At 53.8% G+C, this 16873-nt stretch carries 19 protein-coding genes; 3 read left to right on the forward strand and 16 right to left on the reverse strand.

Features of this window, described 5'->3' with window-relative positions; genetic code table 11:
• The first annotated feature begins 1 nt into the window (after window position 1).
• Complete coding sequence (locus BLS62_RS26315; RefSeq protein WP_093188274.1) at window positions 2-1123, forward strand: type I restriction enzyme HsdR N-terminal domain-containing protein; 1122 nt, start codon at window positions 2-4, stop codon at window positions 1121-1123.
• Here BLS62_RS26315 and BLS62_RS26320 read toward each other — a convergent pair.
• Genes BLS62_RS26320 through BLS62_RS26370 form a run of 11 tightly spaced genes read right to left on the reverse strand, consistent with a single transcriptional unit; the run spans window position 1090 to window position 8544 of the window.
• Window positions 1090-1575, reverse strand: coding sequence for an NlpC/P60 family protein (locus tag BLS62_RS26320; protein WP_093188276.1), 486 nt, complete (start codon window positions 1573-1575; stop codon window positions 1090-1092). The two genes, BLS62_RS26315 and BLS62_RS26320, sit on opposite strands and share 34 nt — an antisense overlap.
• Window positions 1572-2456, reverse strand: coding sequence for a DUF2163 domain-containing protein (locus BLS62_RS26325; protein ID WP_093188278.1), 885 nt, complete (start codon window positions 2454-2456; stop codon window positions 1572-1574). The genes BLS62_RS26320 and BLS62_RS26325 overlap by 4 nt, the downstream gene beginning before the upstream one ends.
• Window positions 2457-2461: 5 nt before the next feature.
• Window positions 2462-3091 (reverse strand): DUF2460 domain-containing protein, encoded by a 630-nt coding sequence (locus tag BLS62_RS26330; RefSeq protein ID WP_093188281.1) that lies wholly within the window; start codon window positions 3089-3091, stop codon window positions 2462-2464.
• Complete coding sequence (locus BLS62_RS26335) at window positions 3091-5091, reverse strand: phage tail tape measure C-terminal domain-containing protein (RefSeq protein ID WP_093188284.1); 2001 nt, start codon at window positions 5089-5091, stop codon at window positions 3091-3093. The genes BLS62_RS26330 and BLS62_RS26335 overlap by 1 nt, the downstream gene beginning before the upstream one ends.
• Window positions 5084-5275 carry a DUF7697 family protein gene (locus tag BLS62_RS26340; protein ID WP_093188286.1) on the reverse strand — a complete coding sequence of 64 codons (192 nt, stop codon included), beginning with the start codon at window positions 5273-5275 and terminating at the stop codon, window positions 5084-5086. The genes BLS62_RS26335 and BLS62_RS26340 overlap by 8 nt, the downstream gene beginning before the upstream one ends.
• Entirely contained in the window at window positions 5272-5799 is a 528-nt protein-coding gene (locus BLS62_RS26345) for a hypothetical protein (RefSeq protein WP_093188288.1), read from the reverse strand. Before BLS62_RS26345 ends, BLS62_RS26340 begins: the two co-directional genes overlap by 4 nt.
• 9 nt (window positions 5800-5808) lie before the next feature.
• Complete coding sequence (locus tag BLS62_RS26350; protein ID WP_093188291.1) at window positions 5809-6768, reverse strand: phage tail tube protein; 960 nt, start codon at window positions 6766-6768, stop codon at window positions 5809-5811.
• Between the two features lie 12 nt (window positions 6769-6780).
• Window positions 6781-7221 carry an acyl-CoA transferase gene (locus BLS62_RS26355; protein ID WP_093188294.1) on the reverse strand — a complete coding sequence of 147 codons (441 nt, stop codon included), beginning with the start codon at window positions 7219-7221 and terminating at the stop codon, window positions 6781-6783.
• Window positions 7221-7868, reverse strand: coding sequence for a DUF6441 family protein (locus tag BLS62_RS26360; RefSeq protein WP_093188296.1), 648 nt, complete (start codon window positions 7866-7868; stop codon window positions 7221-7223). The genes BLS62_RS26355 and BLS62_RS26360 overlap by 1 nt, the downstream gene beginning before the upstream one ends.
• Entirely contained in the window at window positions 7865-8200 is a 336-nt protein-coding gene (locus tag BLS62_RS26365; protein ID WP_093188299.1) for a head-tail joining protein, read from the reverse strand. The genes BLS62_RS26360 and BLS62_RS26365 overlap by 4 nt, the downstream gene beginning before the upstream one ends.
• Window positions 8200-8544, reverse strand: a complete 345-nt coding sequence (locus tag BLS62_RS26370) for a DUF2190 family protein (RefSeq protein ID WP_093188301.1) — start codon at window positions 8542-8544, stop codon at window positions 8200-8202. Before BLS62_RS26370 ends, BLS62_RS26365 begins: the two co-directional genes overlap by 1 nt.
• A 284-nt stretch (window positions 8545-8828) precedes the next feature.
• Between BLS62_RS26370 and BLS62_RS26375 the strand changes: the two genes are divergently transcribed.
• Window positions 8829-9809: an alpha/beta fold hydrolase gene (locus BLS62_RS26375; RefSeq protein ID WP_093188304.1), complete on the forward strand. Its 981-nt coding sequence runs from the start codon at window positions 8829-8831 to the stop codon at window positions 9807-9809.
• Window positions 9810-9981: 172 nt separating this feature from the next.
• Window positions 9982-10473: a DUF2867 domain-containing protein gene (locus BLS62_RS26380; protein WP_093188307.1), complete on the forward strand. Its 492-nt coding sequence runs from the start codon at window positions 9982-9984 to the stop codon at window positions 10471-10473.
• 103 nt (window positions 10474-10576) lie between these two features.
• Here BLS62_RS26380 and BLS62_RS26385 read toward each other — a convergent pair whose 3' ends face one another.
• From BLS62_RS26385 to BLS62_RS26405, 5 genes are read right to left on the reverse strand one after another with little or no spacing between them, the layout of a single operon-like run.
• Entirely contained in the window at window positions 10577-12601 is a 2025-nt protein-coding gene (locus BLS62_RS26385; protein WP_093188309.1) for a prohead protease/major capsid protein fusion protein, read from the reverse strand.
• Entirely contained in the window at window positions 12601-14127 is a 1527-nt protein-coding gene (locus tag BLS62_RS26390; RefSeq protein WP_093188312.1) for a phage portal protein, read from the reverse strand. Before BLS62_RS26390 ends, BLS62_RS26385 begins: the two co-directional genes overlap by 1 nt.
• Window positions 14124-14333: a phage head-tail joining protein gene (locus BLS62_RS26395; RefSeq protein WP_093188316.1), complete on the reverse strand. Its 210-nt coding sequence runs from the start codon at window positions 14331-14333 to the stop codon at window positions 14124-14126. Before BLS62_RS26395 ends, BLS62_RS26390 begins: the two co-directional genes overlap by 4 nt.
• Entirely contained in the window at window positions 14330-16315 is a 1986-nt protein-coding gene (locus BLS62_RS26400; protein ID WP_200798577.1) for a phage terminase large subunit family protein, read from the reverse strand. The genes BLS62_RS26395 and BLS62_RS26400 overlap by 4 nt, the downstream gene beginning before the upstream one ends.
• Window positions 16308-16871, reverse strand: coding sequence for a hypothetical protein (locus BLS62_RS26405; protein ID WP_093188320.1), 564 nt, complete (start codon window positions 16869-16871; stop codon window positions 16308-16310). The genes BLS62_RS26400 and BLS62_RS26405 overlap by 8 nt, the downstream gene beginning before the upstream one ends.
• Window positions 16872-16873: the final 2 nt, after the last annotated feature.

Raw genomic sequence — 16873 nt, forward strand, 5'->3', positions numbered from 1 at the left:
AATGACGATTGTAATACCGGCGGTTCTTCAAAAGACACATTCATATAACGAAGCAAAGGTGCGGTATCAGGTCATAGATCCCATTATGCGAAAATTAGGCTATGACGACGGTGGAGAAACTTATATCGAGCTCGAGGAAGAACTTGCCTATCCTTATTTTCACATTGGCCATAAAAGTAAGAAAAAGGATTTACCGCTAGGATTTCCTGACTACAGAGCAGGGTTAAAAGGAAGGCGTGGCAGCTTTGTTGTAGAAGCAAAAGCTGCAAAAGTAGGAATCTCTGCAGAGGATGTAGAACAAGCACATTCCTATGCTGCTCATGCACTAGTAGGTGCAAATTACTTCGTACTTTGTGATGGAAATACATTTGTCGTTTATGAAACACTGTCTGGTCCGAACAGCAGTCCAATCATAAATATTCCTCTAACTGAAATTGATGCTAGATTTCATGAGATTGAAAATATACTAGCGCCAGAGAGTTTAGCAAAGAACTGTCAGGTTTCTTATGATTTAAACCTTAAGCTGTGTGAAGGATTGAGGTCATCCGCTGAGCTCCGCTCAGGAGAATATGAAATTGATGAATGGTCTTTCCATATTTATCAAAATGGTATTGATAAAACAGAAGATTTCAAGAAATGTGCTCCGCAGTTTCAAGATATAGATGTGCAAATGAATCAGTTAAGAAGCGATTTTAACCTTAAGATCGAAGAGGGGACCTTACAGCGGGATAGAACAGGCAGGATTAGTGCTCACGTTAGTTTCATGGGTGCAACTAAGAACAATTTGTCTGCCATGAAGCAGCTTGGCATCAATACTCTGACTTTTGCTACAAAAGACGAGTTTTTGTCGTTAGATCGCACTCAACCAACGGTTTTTGAGACAACTGCAGATTTTTCTCTTGAGCACGGTACTATGTTTCCCCAGCTTCTAGGAAGTGCAGTACCAATCGATACAGATCTGGAGGGTGATACGCACACTGTTGCTTATCTTTTCAAAGAAGCAGATGCGGTGCTGGGTGATTACATTTCAACTGCAGTGTATAGGGTTCCACAGCTTGCAAGTTTGGGGCTCAAGCTTGAGTTAAAGTTTCAAGGCCGCATATTAATACGTTTGGCACCATAATTTGTGCCCCTTAATTGAGACGTCCCTATCAAACTAAACCCAAACGCCAGTCTCAGTCTCCACGCCTTGGTGAGCTGTTGCTCGATAACTCCAACCCGCTCATAGGCATGGATGAAGTGGTTAGCATCGCTCATGATCCCGCAATGCTTAGCGATGGCGGTATCCCTCATACGAAACATCAGAATGCAACCGGGTTTGATATGCTCAAGGGGGACCGGTTGAAGCCATTTCTTAGCTCCCTCTGCTAGAACCTCTATGCCACCAGTTTCCCCCCAATCCCGTGTGTAAGGCGGGATGTCGGTTGGCTCGTCACCGATGACCTCACGCCACACACCGCGGATAAGCCCAAGGCAGTCACAGCCCACACCGCGAACGCCAGCTTGATCGTGATAAGGCGTGCCTATCCAGCTTCTGGCGGCTGTAATGATCTGCTGGGCCTGATCCTCGGTCACAACGGCTCGCCCTTGTGTCCTCTGCTGGTGGCGGCATAGCGGATCAGCGTGTTGTTGCCGGGAATGTGTGGGAAGCCGCGGTAGTTATCGCCGTTGCTGAACTTTTCAAGGCAGGTTTGCCATCGCTTGTCGCAGCCGGCCTGAATTTTGAAGATATTCCCTACGCTGGGCGGGCGCACCGGTGCTTCCAGTAATGTAAGGATTGCAACGCCGGAAATGACCTCATGCCGGGAGATTTCCACCTGACGTCCTTCGTTACCTCCGCTCTGCCAGGTGAGAAGGCCAAGGGCAAACCAGTTTGCTGCGAATTCATCCAAACCAGAGACGGCAAAGCCACGATCCCCAATGAGGCTGGTGATTGCGCCTGTGGCTTGATATGCAGGCGTTTCCAGATTGACCTTACAGCGGGTATCGCCAAGGGTGGCATCGCAAGCATTCTGGAAGGTACGGCCCACGCTTTGTTCCAGCACATGTGCCATGCTGCGGACTTCCGCGACAAAGGCAGTTTTACCACGCCGGATCTGGCCGATAGATCCACGTCGCATCAGAACGCGTTCCTCTGCGTTCTGCCAGTTCACGCGCCACACCTCTACGCTGGCATTATCCCATAACCCTGCAAAGATATCGCTCTCCGAGATGCGATCGGAGGACAGCACACCTTCGGCTTCCTGTGCATCAACGGCAAGGCCAGACGAGACGCGCAGCTCTGACGGAATAAGCCCAGTCTCCGGTTCAAAACTGGTGCCGTCAAACTGCAGTGTCAGGTCATGATCGGTAAAGCCAAAGACCACACCATCCCCGCGGGTCAGGCGCCAGCACCAGCACAGCGTTGTGGTGCCGCTGGCGAGATGCGCTGTCAGGCCTTCGACAAGTTTCTTCATGGGTGTCAGGTGTCCCGAACTTCAATAAGAGGAATGGATGTGATGGAACCAAGGCGTTCCAGATCTAAGGTTACGTCAATGCTGTCTGTGTCAAACCGGCAAGGCACGTCGAACTCAAAGCCAGCGGTGATCGTAGCTCCATCTGCTGGCGCGCTATCAAAGCTGATGAGACCGGTGCTGTGGTCAGCTGTCCAGCTACTGGTTTGCTCAGTCTCGTTCACCGCTATTGAGATGCTGCCTGCTATTGGCTTCGTGATGGTGCGCCAGTATCCAAGCCCCTCTGTGCCGTAGAGTTTGCGCAATTGGAAATCGGTCTTTGTTCCGTCACCAACGCCTAGCTGCTGATCCAGAGGTGTGATGGCTTTAGAGGGCAGGGTACTTTTGTAATCCGCCCAGTCCTTGAAACGGAAAGCATAGAGCCTCCCATTGCGGGCCTCAAAGAAGGCCGTGACCTCTTGCAGCTGATCACTACTGCGAATACCAAAGGCAACATCATATTCGCGCCGGGAGTTGGCCCAGGAGGCATTGCGTTCCTCAAAGCCGGAATAAAGCTGTACTACTTGCGTGCGCCGCCGCGGTCCACCTCTGGCTCCGCGGCTGATCTTTTCCGGGAGCCGCACATCATGAAAGACCATCACAGTCCTCTGCGGCCACGGGCGATCGCCCGCTGAATATCGGCAGCCACTTGCGTTCTGGACTGGCGAAAAGATTCCACATCACGGGTTTGAATGTTGACGATCACGGGTGGCATGGCTTGTTGCTTCTCCCGGTTGCCTCGGAATTCGTCAATGATGCGCTCTTGCGGATGCATGAGAGCCATAAAACCGCCACGGCCATCAAGGCCACCCGAGCGCGGCGCTGCGCCCGTATGCCCGCCGCCCGCAAAACTTGTTGCAGGTGTCAGGAACGATTTGAAGAAACCTGCCAACAGGTTTTGCAGACCTCCTGATGGATTGCTCAACCCACCTGAAAGACCTGAGGCAATGGGCCCGAAGATAAAACGCCGTGCCGCAAGCTTTGCCATATCTGCAATCAGTGAGGTGATCAGGCTTTTAAACTCCAGCTTGCCAGTTTGGACGAAGTTCGCGATGGCTTGCTCCCCATCAGAGAACACTTTGACGATGCGGTCGCCAAAGGCAGCACCAATATCACGGGCACTGGCCACATAGGCATCAAGGGAGGCAAGAGCTGCTTCCCATCCAGTTTTGGCTTCTTCTGTAGCTTTCTTGACTGCCTTGCCGGTCTTGTCTGCTGTCTCCGCGATACGGATGAGAGCATTTTGGACAGCACGGGTTTTGATAGCGGAGAAGAGTTCGCCCAATGGATCTTCTTTTGCGATTTTAGCAACGAGCTCATCAAGTGCTCTGGAGGCAGTGGCTACCTGATCGGGATAGGGATTGGCGATCTGCTCAATCTGGATGTTTTGCAACTGGCCAATACGGAAGTTTTCATCAAGGCCCGGAATATTGGATAGAACCCGGTCGGCGGCCTGGATCAGTGTATTGAGGCCCTCGATGGTTTTGCTGATCATCAGATTGATACCGCGGATGACCGCATTGGTGGTTCCAATCATGATAGCTGCAAAGGCGGCAGGTAATTGTTCCCATATGGTTTTTATGATCTCGTAGGTGATCTTCATCTCGTTGATGATGAAGTTTCCGGTGGCTTTGGTTGCCGCGACAACACGGGTCCAGGCTGCTTCAAACCAAGGCGCCAGCGCATTGATGACGGGGGCGATGAGGCTATTAAAACCATCACGGATAAGCTGCCAGACCGCTAGCAGTGTGTCACCCATGGTGACAGAGACATCGGTGGTCTGATTGATCTCATAGGTCAGACCAGCAAGAGCCGCTGTCACCACTCCAATGGCTACAGCTACCGGCCAGAACCTGCGGGCTACACCTATGAGGAGAGACTTTAAGTCCTTAAACGCCGCAGAAACCCCTCCATTACCAAAGCCATAAATCTGGGCAAGCTGGGTGCCTTGCTGAACCAATACCAGAAACGGGTTCTGCCCACCTGCCAGCGAGACGCCGATATCGTTCACCTGAAAGAACATTTGCTGCAGGCGCAGGGTCGCTCCTCGTGAAGCACGCGCCAAGCGGGTCAAAGTGGTGGTTCTGTTTTTCAAGACGGCAATGCTCAGCAGAGCTTCCCGGCGCTCACGAGAAATGGCAGCTGTCATCTCATTTGTAGAAAGCGCTCCCTCCAGATGAGCAGCTCTGATTTCAGAAAGGGCTTGGCGGTACCGGCGAATGACGCCAAAGATTGGATTGTATCTGGCGCGTAGATCATCGAGCGCCAGGCCTTGCGCCAAATACGCGGCGGTGGTCTTGCCGATAGCAGGTGTAATACCGCTCATGCGGTTGATCTGATCAATCAGTGGCGTTGTGGCAGATGCTGTGGCTTTCAGCGCATTGGCTGAACGGGCAGCTTTAGCGGCAAGCTGCTCTAACTGTTCCCGGCCTCGGGCAACAGCCAAGGAGACCTGATCCAAGCCTGCATTAGCGGCCTCGCTGGCAGAGCCAATCTGAGTAAGGGCTGCACTGCCAGTCTTGCCGATGGCAACAAGATCATCTTTAAGAGCTTTACCGCCAATAGCAGCCAGTCTTACAGAGACCTTGCGTTCAACCATGGGCCTGTAGCCTCTCGTTGATCTTGGAGCATGCAGTCTGCTCAACCTCTGGAAGGATCAAGGCTGCGAGATATGGATTGGCACCAAGACCATCGGCAAGCCTCAAGGCCGCCGCCATGTCCCAGCCCACCACCACATAACCATTCATCGAAGAAACCGTGCGGACCTGGCCGCCCAGTCTCATGACGACCTGCCAGAGGCGCTTGCCTTGTTGGGTTTGCGGCTGGTTTTGCCGCTGCGGGCAGTCTTTGCATTTGCTTGGGCACGCACTGCAATACTGGGCGCCGCCACTGAAGTGCCATTCAGCAAGGGCGCAGAGACGTTTTTTTCTGAAGTAATGGTCTCGCCCACCTGAAGCCAATGCTGCATGTAATAAAGTAGCCAGGCATCGGCTACTTGCGGATGACGCAAGAATGCTGCGATGTGGTCAGGTGTTAACTGTGCCTTGGTGCCTGCTTCATCTTCAACACCTTCCCAATCGCGGATAACTTGCTCAGCGACGACTAAGGAGAGAATGCGGGCGAGTTTGGAAGCTTTGCCGGGTTCAAGGACTTCAGGCAGGGCTTCGTCCCCGGCGAGATCTTTCAGTCGTTCGTCGTCGCGAGCTGTGTCCATGATGTCGGTGACGGCAGGATCGGCCAGAACCCGAATGCCAGCTTCGGGGATGAGGTCATACCATTTAGGCTCTAAGCTAATATCAAGGCGCATGGTAGCTCCTTAAGCTGTGGGATTGTCGTAGGTGGCAACATCATTTTGAAGAGTGGCTGTTGCCATCCGGCCTAATGTTTCATCGCGGGCGGCTTGCCAGGCAAAACTCACCTGAATACCGCCGGGTCCTTCAATGGCAAGCTTAGGCTTGGGCAGATAGACCGCATGGGCGACAAGCTCAAAGCTGGTGTCACTGCCAAGAGCGTAACGAAAACTCAGTTTACACGGATCACCAGAAAGGGCTTGGGACAAAAGGGTCTGGTCGGCAAAGCGCACATCGATGGTGCCAGACAGCATGCCCATGGCAGGGTCTGCGCCATCAATCATGCCATCGCCGCGGATGGTCTCGATGGGCTCCAGATTGTTGGTGTAGGTGATCTGACCGGAGGTGATGTTGCCGAGTTGCACATCGTTACGAAGGATGGACCCGCTGAAGGAGCCAAAGCGTTTGAGCGCCAGTTGCTCCAAGTCACCAGTGCTGGAGGTGGTTCCGGTAATCTCGCCCTGGGCTATGAGGCTGATAGCAGCTGTCACTAGCCCCGAGCGCTGCATGGTCCAGCTGATGGAGTTGGCGCGGCATCCGGTGTTCATGGCAAAGTAGGGCACATCCGGCATGCCCACTTCAATAGCAAGACTGGGTAGATCCCACTTGCCACTTTGAAAGGCATGAGAGTAGGGCGCAGCAGAGCCTGTCGTCTCTGGCTGCCCTAAAAGCGCTTTTAGCCAGATGCCAAGGTAGCGCACATCAATGGGCACGCTGATATCGCCTTCCGTGGTGATGGCGTCTTTCACCGGTGGATAGGGATCACGGCCCTGTCCTAAGAGTTCGCTTTCCAACAAGGGCTGCTCGCTGCCAAGATTGGAACTGGCAAAGGGTACTTTCCAATATGAGCCCGCTGCCGGCGCGGTGCCGTAGTTGGCTTCAAATGCAGCCGCCAATATAGAGCGGGCACCTTGGGCGCGGGCCATGGTTATTCCTTTCTAAGCTAGAGGATCGGATGAGGCGTAGATCAGCTTAATGGTGATGCTGGCGGCTTTAATGGCTTCCGTGCCCTCAAGAGCCAGGTCAATGGGCTCTGGGGCTTCTGCTTCCACGTAGTCGCAAAGGCCAGCCATGGTTCTGTCAGCAGAAATGGCGGCACCTATAATCTGCTTAAGTGCATCAAAGGCAACATCCCGTGCCTCAGCTTCTCTTGCTTCCACCAGTACATCGACTTCGGCGCGGTGCTCATAGAGGTAAGACGGCGGAGAAAGCGTAACTTCCGGCTGACCGGGATCGCCATCGCGCAGGATCAGTATACCGGCATCAGGAATGCGCTCGGGATAGGTTTCATTACGCAGAAAAGTGACACCTTCTGGCCTCATACTTTGTAAGGCTGCAAACAAGGTCACAAGAACATTCTCGGAGGTGCTTAAGCCCATCACCGGCCTTTCCAGTTTGCAAGGATGAGACCAGGTAGGCGGCTTTCCCAAAGCTTGGTGTCGCGATCAAGGTCCAGGCGCTTCTTGAGTTTGACTTGAGGCACCAGCAAAAACACAGGGATGGTCTGAGCTCCGGTCAGGATACCGTCTTTTCGTCGGCGGCCACCTTTCTTGCCGATGCGTCCGCGTTTGGTGAAACGGGCATCCTCTGCCACCAGCAGCGAAGGCTGCCCGCGCCGATAGATAAAATGCAGGCGAAAGCCGGTGCGCCGTTCAAAGCCACTCGGCGTAATGCGCTTGTTTTGCGGTCCGCGCATGTTGGCGGCAACGCCAATGGGAATGGCAAGCCAGAAGCCTTCTTTGGATCTGATGAGAACACCGCGATCATGGGCGTCAACCACTTTGCTGGCGCGGCTGTAAACCAGACTGGCTGCTTTAAGGCTGGTTCCCCGCAAAGGATAGCTCTGCTGGCGAATGGTGCGTGCCAGTTTAGTGCCAAGACCCGCGCTTTGGATTTGCGCACGCCAGTCGTCTTTGAGGCCCTTGCCAGCAGCGCGAATGCCTTTGGTGACAGCGTTCTCAGCAAGTACCAGCTCTTTTACCATCAGGTCTTCTGGAGAACCGTTGATCTTGACGAGAAGCTTCATACGCTGGCTGCTTCCCCTTGCCAGATCAGGCGCTCTCGGTCTCGGGCGGGCTCACCGGTAAATTCATAAATCTCCCCTGAAGGCGTTCCATCGTCGGCTAAAAGCTCGAAGGTATCGTGCTTGGAAAGTTCTGGGACTTCGCTTACCCGCACATCAATGAAGACCGCATCCTGACGAAACCTGCCGCCATTGAACTGCTGCAGGGCATCGGGAGCGCGCAAGATTATGCGCACGAGAATGCCATCACCTTCACCTTGTTTGTGAAACAGCGCAGAGCGGGCCATGCTGTTGTCAGTAAAGATCAGATCAACTGCCGACTTGAAGAAGTCCATCAACCAAAGGAGCCGTTCAGCCGTACCTTGCCAAGAATATCGGTGGCCCCACCACCAACGGCTTCAATTGCTGCACCGATAAGCGTGTTATTGGTGGCAACATTGGTGCAGTGTTTGGCTGTGTTGTCCCAATAAACGGCGGCGCCCAGGCTCCACGCCTCTGAAGGTGCTTTAGCCAACTCGTAGGTTCCCAAAAGGTTTAGGATATCGCTTGTGTTCTCAGCAATATCACCAGCAGCAATGCCGAAGATAATGCCGAGCAACACACCGCTGCCAGAAGCGATTGGCGTGCCCGTGTCATTGGTGAACGTGAGCGTATTTCCCTGAGAGATGAAGTTCTTCATGGGTTTGACCTTTGACGTAGTTTTCGGGAATGAGAATGGGTGTTCGAAGGTTGCAACCAGAGAACGAACAGTATTGAATAAGTTACTCACGCTACAAGCGATCAGAAATTCCAATTGTCGCTTACCAACGCTCAGTGGGTAATTGAAGTTTGCTGTAATTATAAATCGGTTTGGTGTATTCAAGTTGATCTGAAATATATTGTAGGATCAATAGGTTAAAGTTGTTCTGTTTGCTTAAGTTAGGAAAATGATTTCGTTGTCCCGACCAGAGGAATTGCTATTACATGTCGGATCGTGTTGAGGCGCTAATGCCTCCTGTGAAGTTTTGCCGGTGCAATGGCATTAATATGGCTGTTTATGAAGCTGGCACTGGTCCAGCTGTTGTTTTGCTTCACGGCTGGCCGGAGATTGCGTATTCATGGCGTTACCAAATCCAACCGTTGGTGGCGGCTGGCTACCGCGTGATTGCGCCAGACCTTCGCGGTTATGGCAAAACGGGCCAACCAGATGAGGTCGATGCGTATAGCATGAAACATCTTATGGGAGATGTCATCGCGCTTTTGGATGCGTCGAGCATAGATCAGGCATTTGTGTGCGGTCATGATTGGGGCGGGCTGTTAATGTGGCAACTGGCGCTGTTTCATCCAGAACGGTTGATAGGTGTGATGAGCCTCAATACGCCGTTTATTCCGCGTTCGAAGATCGACCCGGTTGAAATGTATCGTCACAAGTTTGGCAAGGACATGTATATCGTGGCGATGCAGGAAGAAGGTAGGGTTGACCGTCTTTTGGACAATGAGCCGGAACGTTTTTTACGATCCCTCATGCGACGTAGATCCGTACCTTCAGGTAGAAAAGAGGCTAAGGCTCCAACAACAGACAATATGGCCCTGTTCAAAGAGTTTGAGGAAAATCGCGATGCTGAACCTCGAGGCGAGTTGCTGTTATCTCAAAGTGATCTTGATGTGTATGTTCGTACCTATCAGCATAGCGGCTTCACCGGTGGGCTAAACTGGTATCGCAACTTCTCTCGAAATTGGCGTGAAACTGAGGGAATGGAGCAGATTATTAAAGTGCCAACTCTCATGATTTGCGGGGCAGACGATGGATACCTTCCCCCATCATTGAGCGAGCAAATGCATCAGTCTGTTCTGAACCTAGAACGTCATGTTATCAAAGATTGTGGCCACTGGTCTCAGCAGGAGAAACCAGAGATCGTTTCAAACCTCCTTATTGAATGGTTGGGACGGCAACAAAGAACGTAAGTCTATTTCCCTGAGAAATATTGTTTCTTACGGGCTATGACCTTTGAGGTCGTTTCCTGAGATGAGAGCTATTGATGCTAGATGATTTCGATAGGTGTGCGTGGCAAGCATGTATAATCTAAGGGTTTATTCCGCCCTTTTGTCTTGATGATTCACCTGTTAGATTATGCAAATGATTAGATTTCCTGAAAGCAATGTCCGGATTCTCAAACCTGTTGCTGAATTGGACTATTTCGACAGCCAGGCTATTGAAATACCAAGCATAATCCATCCTTTGGAGGCGTGGCGGGTTATGATGAAAAAGCCGCAGCCGATATTGAAAGCTGCGTTCAAGGTGCGTGATGAAATTTCGTCACTCTTTGGTGTCAAGAAAATCAGCGGATTTGGTGGCGAGATACCTGACACTGTGGTGGAGGGTGATTATCTCGATTTTTTTTTGGTCGAGCACACAGATGAAAGCGCTTTAGTGCTTACAGAGAGAGACAAGCATCTTGATGTTATGACATGCATTTCGACGGACGGGTCCTCTGTCGCCGTGACATCTTCAGTGCTTGTCCATAACTGGTTCGGTCATGCTTATATGGTGCCAGTAGGTATTGCTCATAAGTGGATCGTACGTGGGTCTCTTGAATATTTGGAGAAGGAATTGGCTGGTATTGTGTAAGGGGCGCAGCATTCATTCCTGCACTATTCCACACCCGGCTCTAGAGGAGCTGGGTGGAGCCGGGTGTGGGTGGTCCTGACAAAGTACGGGTCTTGTCAGGACATTAGGGTGCCGCCGCACCAGGGTTCTTGTAGAGCCCACGATGATCAATGGCCTTGGCGGCAAAGTCGTGCCGGGCCTTTATCTCAATGCCGTCGACCTCAAAGCCTGTGCGGGTTTCAGTAAAGACACCTTCCTGGCCCTCCAGATAAGCAAACTCCACCGTATCAATGCGAACTGGATCGGCAGCCATGAACCAGGGATCCTGACCTGATGCCGGGATCAGGCGCGGTTCTTCTATGGGTTCCAGGCGACCTGCGTATGCATTCACATCCGCGGTATTGGCCGGGGTGGTGGCAGTGATTTGCTTGCGCGCTTCGACTGACCGTGGGCCGGGCGGAGTGATGATGTAGCGTGGCTGAACCGAGATCAGCCGGCCTTCTAGTCCCTTGTGCAGGCCAAAGGCACGATAAGCTACGGTGAGCGATGTCTCATCAATTCTGGCGGCAGCTCCCAGATTGTTATGCTTTGCATGAAACAACGCAGTCCCATCCTGCATGACCGGATTGTCCTTGAGGATGGCGTAGACAATATCGCTTTCAAGATCGGCGGCTGACGCTCCAAAGGAACGTGGGATCCTGGTAAAGGCATCCAAATCATCATTGATGAGGGCCTGCCGGGTGATGGCGATGATCTTGCCGTAGGTAGCCAGTGCATAGACTTCTTTGCCTTCACCCATGGTGCCGTATTGGAATTCACCAGATTCCAGCACTTTTTGTAAGTCAGGCGCACCGCCAAGCTGGGTGCGCTGTACGGGTTTGAAGTCCACGATGGTTGTGCGCCGTGCCCAGGGACGGAAGGTTCGCGGGGTGATGTCATAAGCATCGCGCAGGGTCTTGCCAGCCACATTGGCAAGAATGGCTGGAAAGTCTGAGGTTGCATGATAACCCGCGGAGCGCATGGCAAAGGCGGCGGTTGCAAGCTCCATCTTACTCATGCCAAGGGTGCTGAAACCGCGCCTCTCCAGAGCATGGCGGGCGAGTTCCAAAAGCGTCATGCCACGAAACTGCCGAGCATCCTCATTGAGTTTGTTGAGATCAGGCGAAGCGCGGTGTTGCAGTGCATTGGTGAGGGCATCGCGATAAGAGATCTCTCGAGTGTCTTGTCCTCGTGCTTCTGCTGGTTCTGAGGTTTTGCCTTTGAGCGGATCTGCCTCATAGATCTTGTCGAGGATTTCTGATCGGGCGGTCTCCAAGGACACGCCACGGGTGATTAGATCATCTGAATAGCTTTCTTCCAGCTTATGACGCCGGCACAGCTGAGTAATGGTGCTCACACGGGTTCGCTCTTCTGCACGCACGCTCTCAACGTTTGGTGCTTCCTCTGTGGAAGTTGAGGGCGAAGCTGTTTGCTCTGGCGTTTTCGGAGGGGTTGTCCTTGTCTTATCTTCTGTTGGTGGGGCTTTGGGCGTATCGGGCATCAATGCCTCCTTGGGCGAGGGGGAGAACGGCACACTGCGAATAAGGGTGCAAGGACTGAAGGAGTGGGGCATTTCTCCTATAGCCCGTGTTTGCGCACCCGGATCAGCTGGAATGGCGACTGCTGAAACTTCCAGAGGCTCCCAGTCGGTGGCACGCCAGAGTTCACGTTTGCCTTCTTGCGCTGTGATCTCATAGGTATGGACCCGGTAGCCAACAGACACACTGCGAACGGACCCTTCCAAAATACGCTGGACAATGCTCGAGGCATCTGGCGCATCGGTGAGCCGGATGGTGGCAACGCCTTTGCCGTCTTGCAATCGGACGGAGCCGGGCACCACGGAGCCCAGCACACTTTCCAGTCGCCAGGCATTGTGGGAGTTTAGGAACGGGGCTCCTGCGTCCAATCTGCCAAGGCGAACGGACCTCTCATCGACCAGCAGCTCTTCATCATATTCAACAAGCTCATCCCAACCCTCCCAGCGCATGCGTTGCACGGTGGCGCCCGTGGTCCAGACAATCTGGATAGTCCGAGCCTCACGGTCCACGCTATCTGCGCGCACTTCCGCGGCCCGCCCCAAAAGCGGCAGGTTGAATGTTTGCTCTGGCATCAGGCTTGGTCCTTCAGCGTGTTGCTCGGGGTGTCTGTTTGCGGTTCAGTTTGAGCAAGTCCGGCGCGGGAGACTTTGCGGGGATCGCTATCAAGAACCAGGCCAAGGGCATCAGTCTCATTGAGGAAGGCAGCTTGTTCCTCCGCCACCTGTTGTGGGTCATAACCACGTTTGGCGATCTGCTGGGGCAGGGAGGTGAAGCCTGCTCTGGTCTCGATAAGATCTGTTTCAGCATCCTGCTTGGGATTAACGCTTTCAAACTTGGGCGGTGCCCATTCGGCTGGCACCTCCAGCGTATCAATCAGCCCTGCGGTGTAAGCGGCCTCAACAAACCACGCCCAAATGGGCTCACAGAACATCGGGATAATGATGTGCCATTGCACCTGATCGACCATACGGCGGAACTCGTTCAACCCGGCGCGGTTGGAGGAAAAGTTGGCTTGGCTGAGGTCTCCTGTCATCAGCGCATACGGCACGCGGAAACCCGACGCGATGATATGCATCTGCACCCGGTTCCATTCGGCAATGCCACCAGAATGGCCCGGTGTGTTGAAGCGAATGTCTTTGCCGCCCCGCGCATAGGCAATCATGCCGGGCGAGAACTGCTCGATCTGGTTGCCGTCAGCATCTTCCACCGTGGGGGCAACAGAAGCTCCGCCATCGCCATCTTCACCAAGTACCACACCCACAAGGCAGGCTTCGGTCTTCTTGCGCACCATTTCAGCAAGCTGCCAGTCGCCCAGGTCTCGAAGCGCAGTCATGGCTGGTGTTCCCCAAGGGACGCCACGGGACTGTACCCGCTGACGCTCAAACAGATGGGCGACCATGTCTGCCGGGATGCGAATGGATTCTAGGCGCCGTATGAACGCGGAGGTGGTATCGCCCGGGTGGTCGGGAAACATCCAGTAGGCAGTACGCCGGCCTGTCTTGTCATATTCAATGCCTTGGCGGATAGAATTGTCTTTGGCCTCACTCAGGCGAGAGGTGTCCAGGTGATCAGCTTCTCGTAGCTCGATCTGCAACGGCACCTTGCCTTTGGCCGCGCGCAGCGGGCGTTTGAGTGCAAAGACCTCGCCACCTTCAATCATCTCACGCACGGCCAGACTGAGCAGACCATGAAAGTCTGTATGACCATGGGCATCGCAGGACTTGGACCAGACGTTCCAGAGCTTGTCGATCTTCTTGTTGCGCGCTTTGCTCGTTGTTGCCGCCCGTGGCCGGATGCCGGGACCAACCATGTTGTTGACCAGCACCTGAACCGCTTGAGCTGCTAGTGGATTGTTGCGCACCAGATCACGCATGCGCTCCCGCAGAAGACCGCCTGCTGCTGTGATCTCACTATCCGCAGCCGTATTGCTGGAACGCCATCCGTCGCTTAAGCGTCCTTTTTGCGCGCCTTCATAAAGCCGGCGTAAATTGGCAAGGGTGGCGCGGCTGGCATAGCGCTTTGCAGCCCGCGTTGGTGAAAACAGAGCCAGCGCCCGATCACTCCAGGTGAAAGGAACGTGCACCGACTTCGTTCTCATCGGATCTCCCGGGTGAACCGAACAAAGCCTGCCAGCGGTTTCTTCTTGCCACTTATCGCGGTAATTTCCGCATCAATGATGCGAATGCGGGCAAGCAGCTGGGCGCCGCTGTCGTACTCAACTGTCTTGCCCTCATAAGACACACGGGTGGCACCGGCTGCATAGGCTTTCTTCAAGGCTGCAAGCTCTGCCGATGTCCAGCTCATTTAAACCAGTTCCTTTGCTGTTTGCCGAACCAGGTGTTTTGCTTGATCTTGCGGGATCGCTTCTGCCGTTGCGGTTGGCCTGCTGGTTCTGGGGCAGATTGCTGAGCTTGCTTGAGCTGAGCTTCCAGATCCTGCCAGCGGCTTTCATCCCAGCGATCGATGCCCAGCAGCCAGGCCACAGCTCGGGCATAGACGCGGCAATCCAATGCCTCGTTGCGTTCGCGAGTTTTGACCCATTCTGATTTGGCAAACCCAGTGCGTTTGTTCTTGCGTTGAACCAGCTGCTCAGCGGTGATCTGCTTGAACCATTCAGCACTGACGCCCTGACCCACGTGGATAAAGCCTGCCGGATGGGTTTTACCAAGAGCAAGGTCTTCGTCGGTGGGCACATTCAAGCGGAAATAGCGGTAGGTCTCTAACTTGAAGACAGAAACTGCCACATTCCAAAGAGCAACGCCGCGGGAGATTTTGCGCCCGCCCTCAGTCACGTCCACATAGCTTGGCCCATCAACAGGGGCGATGCGGTCAAACCCGCCACGGCCTTTGAGGGCGATCACCTGGCCGCGACCCATCTTGCGCACCCAGGCATAAACGGAATCCACGGTCATGCCATCGCCCGTATCAATGCCCACGCGGGCGATGGACATGGGCACACCGCTCTCATGCGGCCAGGTGCTGCCACAAAGCTCGGTGAGCTCGTTCCATACATCGACCTTGGTGACATCGCCATCCAGCGTGATGTGATCAACCAACCAGCTCTCACTACCTCTGCCCCAAGCCCAAACGTCTGCCTCTAATCGCCCGGTTCGCTGAACATCAACGCCCATGGTAAGCACCAATCCGCCATGTGGGACAGTGCAAAGTTTGAAGGTCTCGCGGCGCTCATAAAGCTTTTGCCAGTCCGGTGCTTCGCCTTGTTCTTCCCAGGTCTCGCCAAGAGTGGTGTTCTTGAACGCCTTGAGAAGTGCGTCCTTACCCTGGGCTGCTTCCCAGGAGCGGGCAATCGCTTCCCAGGACAGCCAGCCAATGGGAGAATAAAGCCCTGAGATATGAAACCCGATGATGCCAGCTTCATGGGCCTTGCGGATCAATTCAGGATCTGCAGTTGGTTGCCAGCAGGCGCCGTTTGCAGGATCCATCATCCAAGTCTTAAAGCGTTCTTCGATTGGGTGGTCGCAATGCTCACACAGATAACAAACTGAACGCGGACTACCCCAATCCCATTTGAGGCGTTCGAACTTTAAATGCTGTAGGCCCAGACAATGGGGGCAGGGCACGAAGTAGCGGTTCTGGTCACTCAGCTCGAACTCTGCTTCGATGCGCGAGGCCCCTTTGATGGTTGGCGTAGACGAGATGTAGATCTTCTTGCGCCGGCCAAACGTATGGGTGCGTGCTTCAGCCAATGTGACCGGATCACCTTCCTCATCCAGATCATCTTTGTAAGCATCTACTTCATCAAGGTGTACATAGCGGATTGGCATAGACCTGAGGCCTGCCGCTGAGTTGCCGCCAGCAATGAAGAGATGCCCACCAGGATAACTTTTCTCCAACTGCGTGTTGCCGCTGTCTCGCGACTTGGCCGGGGCCACGATCCCTCGTATCGTTGGTGTTGCCTCAATCATCGGATCCACCCGCTGGCGGGAAAACCGCTTAGCAGTGGTCTCATTAGCCTGCACGGCTAAAAATGGTGCGGGCGCCACCTCCATGGTGTGCCCGATCCAGTTGATGCCGGCCTCCGTTGCGCCAACCTGAGCGGATTTGGCAAAGATGATCTTCTGAGCCCAGTGACTGGGGGAAAGTGCATCCATAATGGCGCGCATAAACGGGGTGCGCGAACTTGCATATTTGCCGGGCTCAGCTGCACCCTTTGAGGACAGATAGCGTTTGGCATCAGCCCATTGGGTAACCGTAAGGGCCGGATCTGGAGCCAGTCCCGAAAGCCAGGCGGTTTGAATGTCACTTGTGCCCTGATACTCACCCACTGAGCTCTATCTTGATTTCGGAAAGCCGGGCTAAGTGGTCACGAATGACCTCATCGAGTAACTGTTCCATCTTGTGCGCATCTACGCCAAGTTCGGCGGCCATATTGGCGGCAACACGCGCTGGTAGTTGCAACCACGAGTCTCGCTCTTTACGGGCCAGATCAAACACATGGTTTACCGCCGCACGACGATCAATGAGCTCGCCCTTGAGCTGCTGCAAGAGCAGCTTGGAGCGTTGTGCCTTTAGTGCCTCGTTTGCTGCCCTTGCCTTGGCATATGTAATGCCTTGGGAGCTGCCAATCGGGTCTGCACTCTCGGGAATAGCAGTAGGTGCCGCAGGTTGAGGCGGGTGAACCCTGGAGCGTTTGTGCTGCCTGCGTTTAGCATTGTCTGTCGATGCCTCCCATTCCGCATCCGCTTTGACGGGATCAATGCTGCCATCGGCCTCTAGTGTGACCCTGCCGAACTGGATTGCTTTACGAACGGCGGATTCTCCTCTGCCAGATAAACCCAAAGCTTTACGGTGGGCGGCATATGCACGTCGCGACAGTCCCATGT

This window comes from Pseudovibrio sp. Tun.PSC04-5.I4 (assembly GCF_900104145.1).
In the GTDB taxonomy this organism is placed as follows: domain Bacteria; phylum Pseudomonadota; class Alphaproteobacteria; order Rhizobiales; family Stappiaceae; genus Pseudovibrio.

Bases quoted from the DNA above. Each gene is read 5' to 3' on its own strand.
- BLS62_RS26355 (WP_093188294.1), bottom strand. From the start codon at position 7,221: ATGGGCTTAAGCACCTCCGAGAATGTTCTTGTGACCTTGTTTGCAGCC.
- BLS62_RS26380 (WP_093188307.1), top strand. From the start codon at position 9,982: ATGATTAGATTTCCTGAAAGCAATGTCCGGATTCTCAAACCTGTTGCT.
- BLS62_RS26390 (WP_093188312.1), bottom strand. From the start codon at position 14,127: ATGAGAACGAAGTCGGTGCACGTTCCTTTCACCTGGAGTGATCGGGCG.
- BLS62_RS26385 (WP_093188309.1), bottom strand. From the start codon at position 12,601: ATGCCAGAGCAAACATTCAACCTGCCGCTTTTGGGGCGGGCCGCGGAA.
- BLS62_RS26365 (WP_093188299.1), bottom strand. From the start codon at position 8,200: ATGGACTTCTTCAAGTCGGCAGTTGATCTGATCTTTACTGACAACAGC.
- BLS62_RS26360 (WP_093188296.1), bottom strand. From the start codon at position 7,868: ATGAAGCTTCTCGTCAAGATCAACGGTTCTCCAGAAGACCTGATGGTA.
- BLS62_RS26395 (WP_093188316.1), bottom strand. From the start codon at position 14,333: ATGAGCTGGACATCGGCAGAGCTTGCAGCCTTGAAGAAAGCCTATGCA.
- BLS62_RS26315 (WP_093188274.1), top strand. From the start codon at position 2: ATGACGATTGTAATACCGGCGGTTCTTCAAAAGACACATTCATATAAC.
- BLS62_RS26340 (WP_093188286.1), bottom strand. From the start codon at position 5,275: ATGAGACTGGGCGGCCAGGTCCGCACGGTTTCTTCGATGAATGGTTAT.
- BLS62_RS26330 (WP_093188281.1), bottom strand. From the start codon at position 3,091: ATGGTCTTTCATGATGTGCGGCTCCCGGAAAAGATCAGCCGCGGAGCC.
- BLS62_RS26370 (WP_093188301.1), bottom strand. From the start codon at position 8,544: ATGAAGAACTTCATCTCTCAGGGAAATACGCTCACGTTCACCAATGAC.
- BLS62_RS26405 (WP_093188320.1), bottom strand. From the start codon at position 16,871: ATGGGACTGTCGCGACGTGCATATGCCGCCCACCGTAAAGCTTTGGGT.
- BLS62_RS26335 (WP_093188284.1), bottom strand. From the start codon at position 5,091: ATGGTTGAACGCAAGGTCTCTGTAAGACTGGCTGCTATTGGCGGTAAA.
- BLS62_RS26345 (WP_093188288.1), bottom strand. From the start codon at position 5,799: ATGCGCCTTGATATTAGCTTAGAGCCTAAATGGTATGACCTCATCCCC.
- BLS62_RS26375 (WP_093188304.1), top strand. From the start codon at position 8,829: ATGTCGGATCGTGTTGAGGCGCTAATGCCTCCTGTGAAGTTTTGCCGG.
- BLS62_RS26350 (WP_093188291.1), bottom strand. From the start codon at position 6,768: ATGGCCCGCGCCCAAGGTGCCCGCTCTATATTGGCGGCTGCATTTGAA.
- BLS62_RS26325 (WP_093188278.1), bottom strand. From the start codon at position 2,456: ATGAAGAAACTTGTCGAAGGCCTGACAGCGCATCTCGCCAGCGGCACC.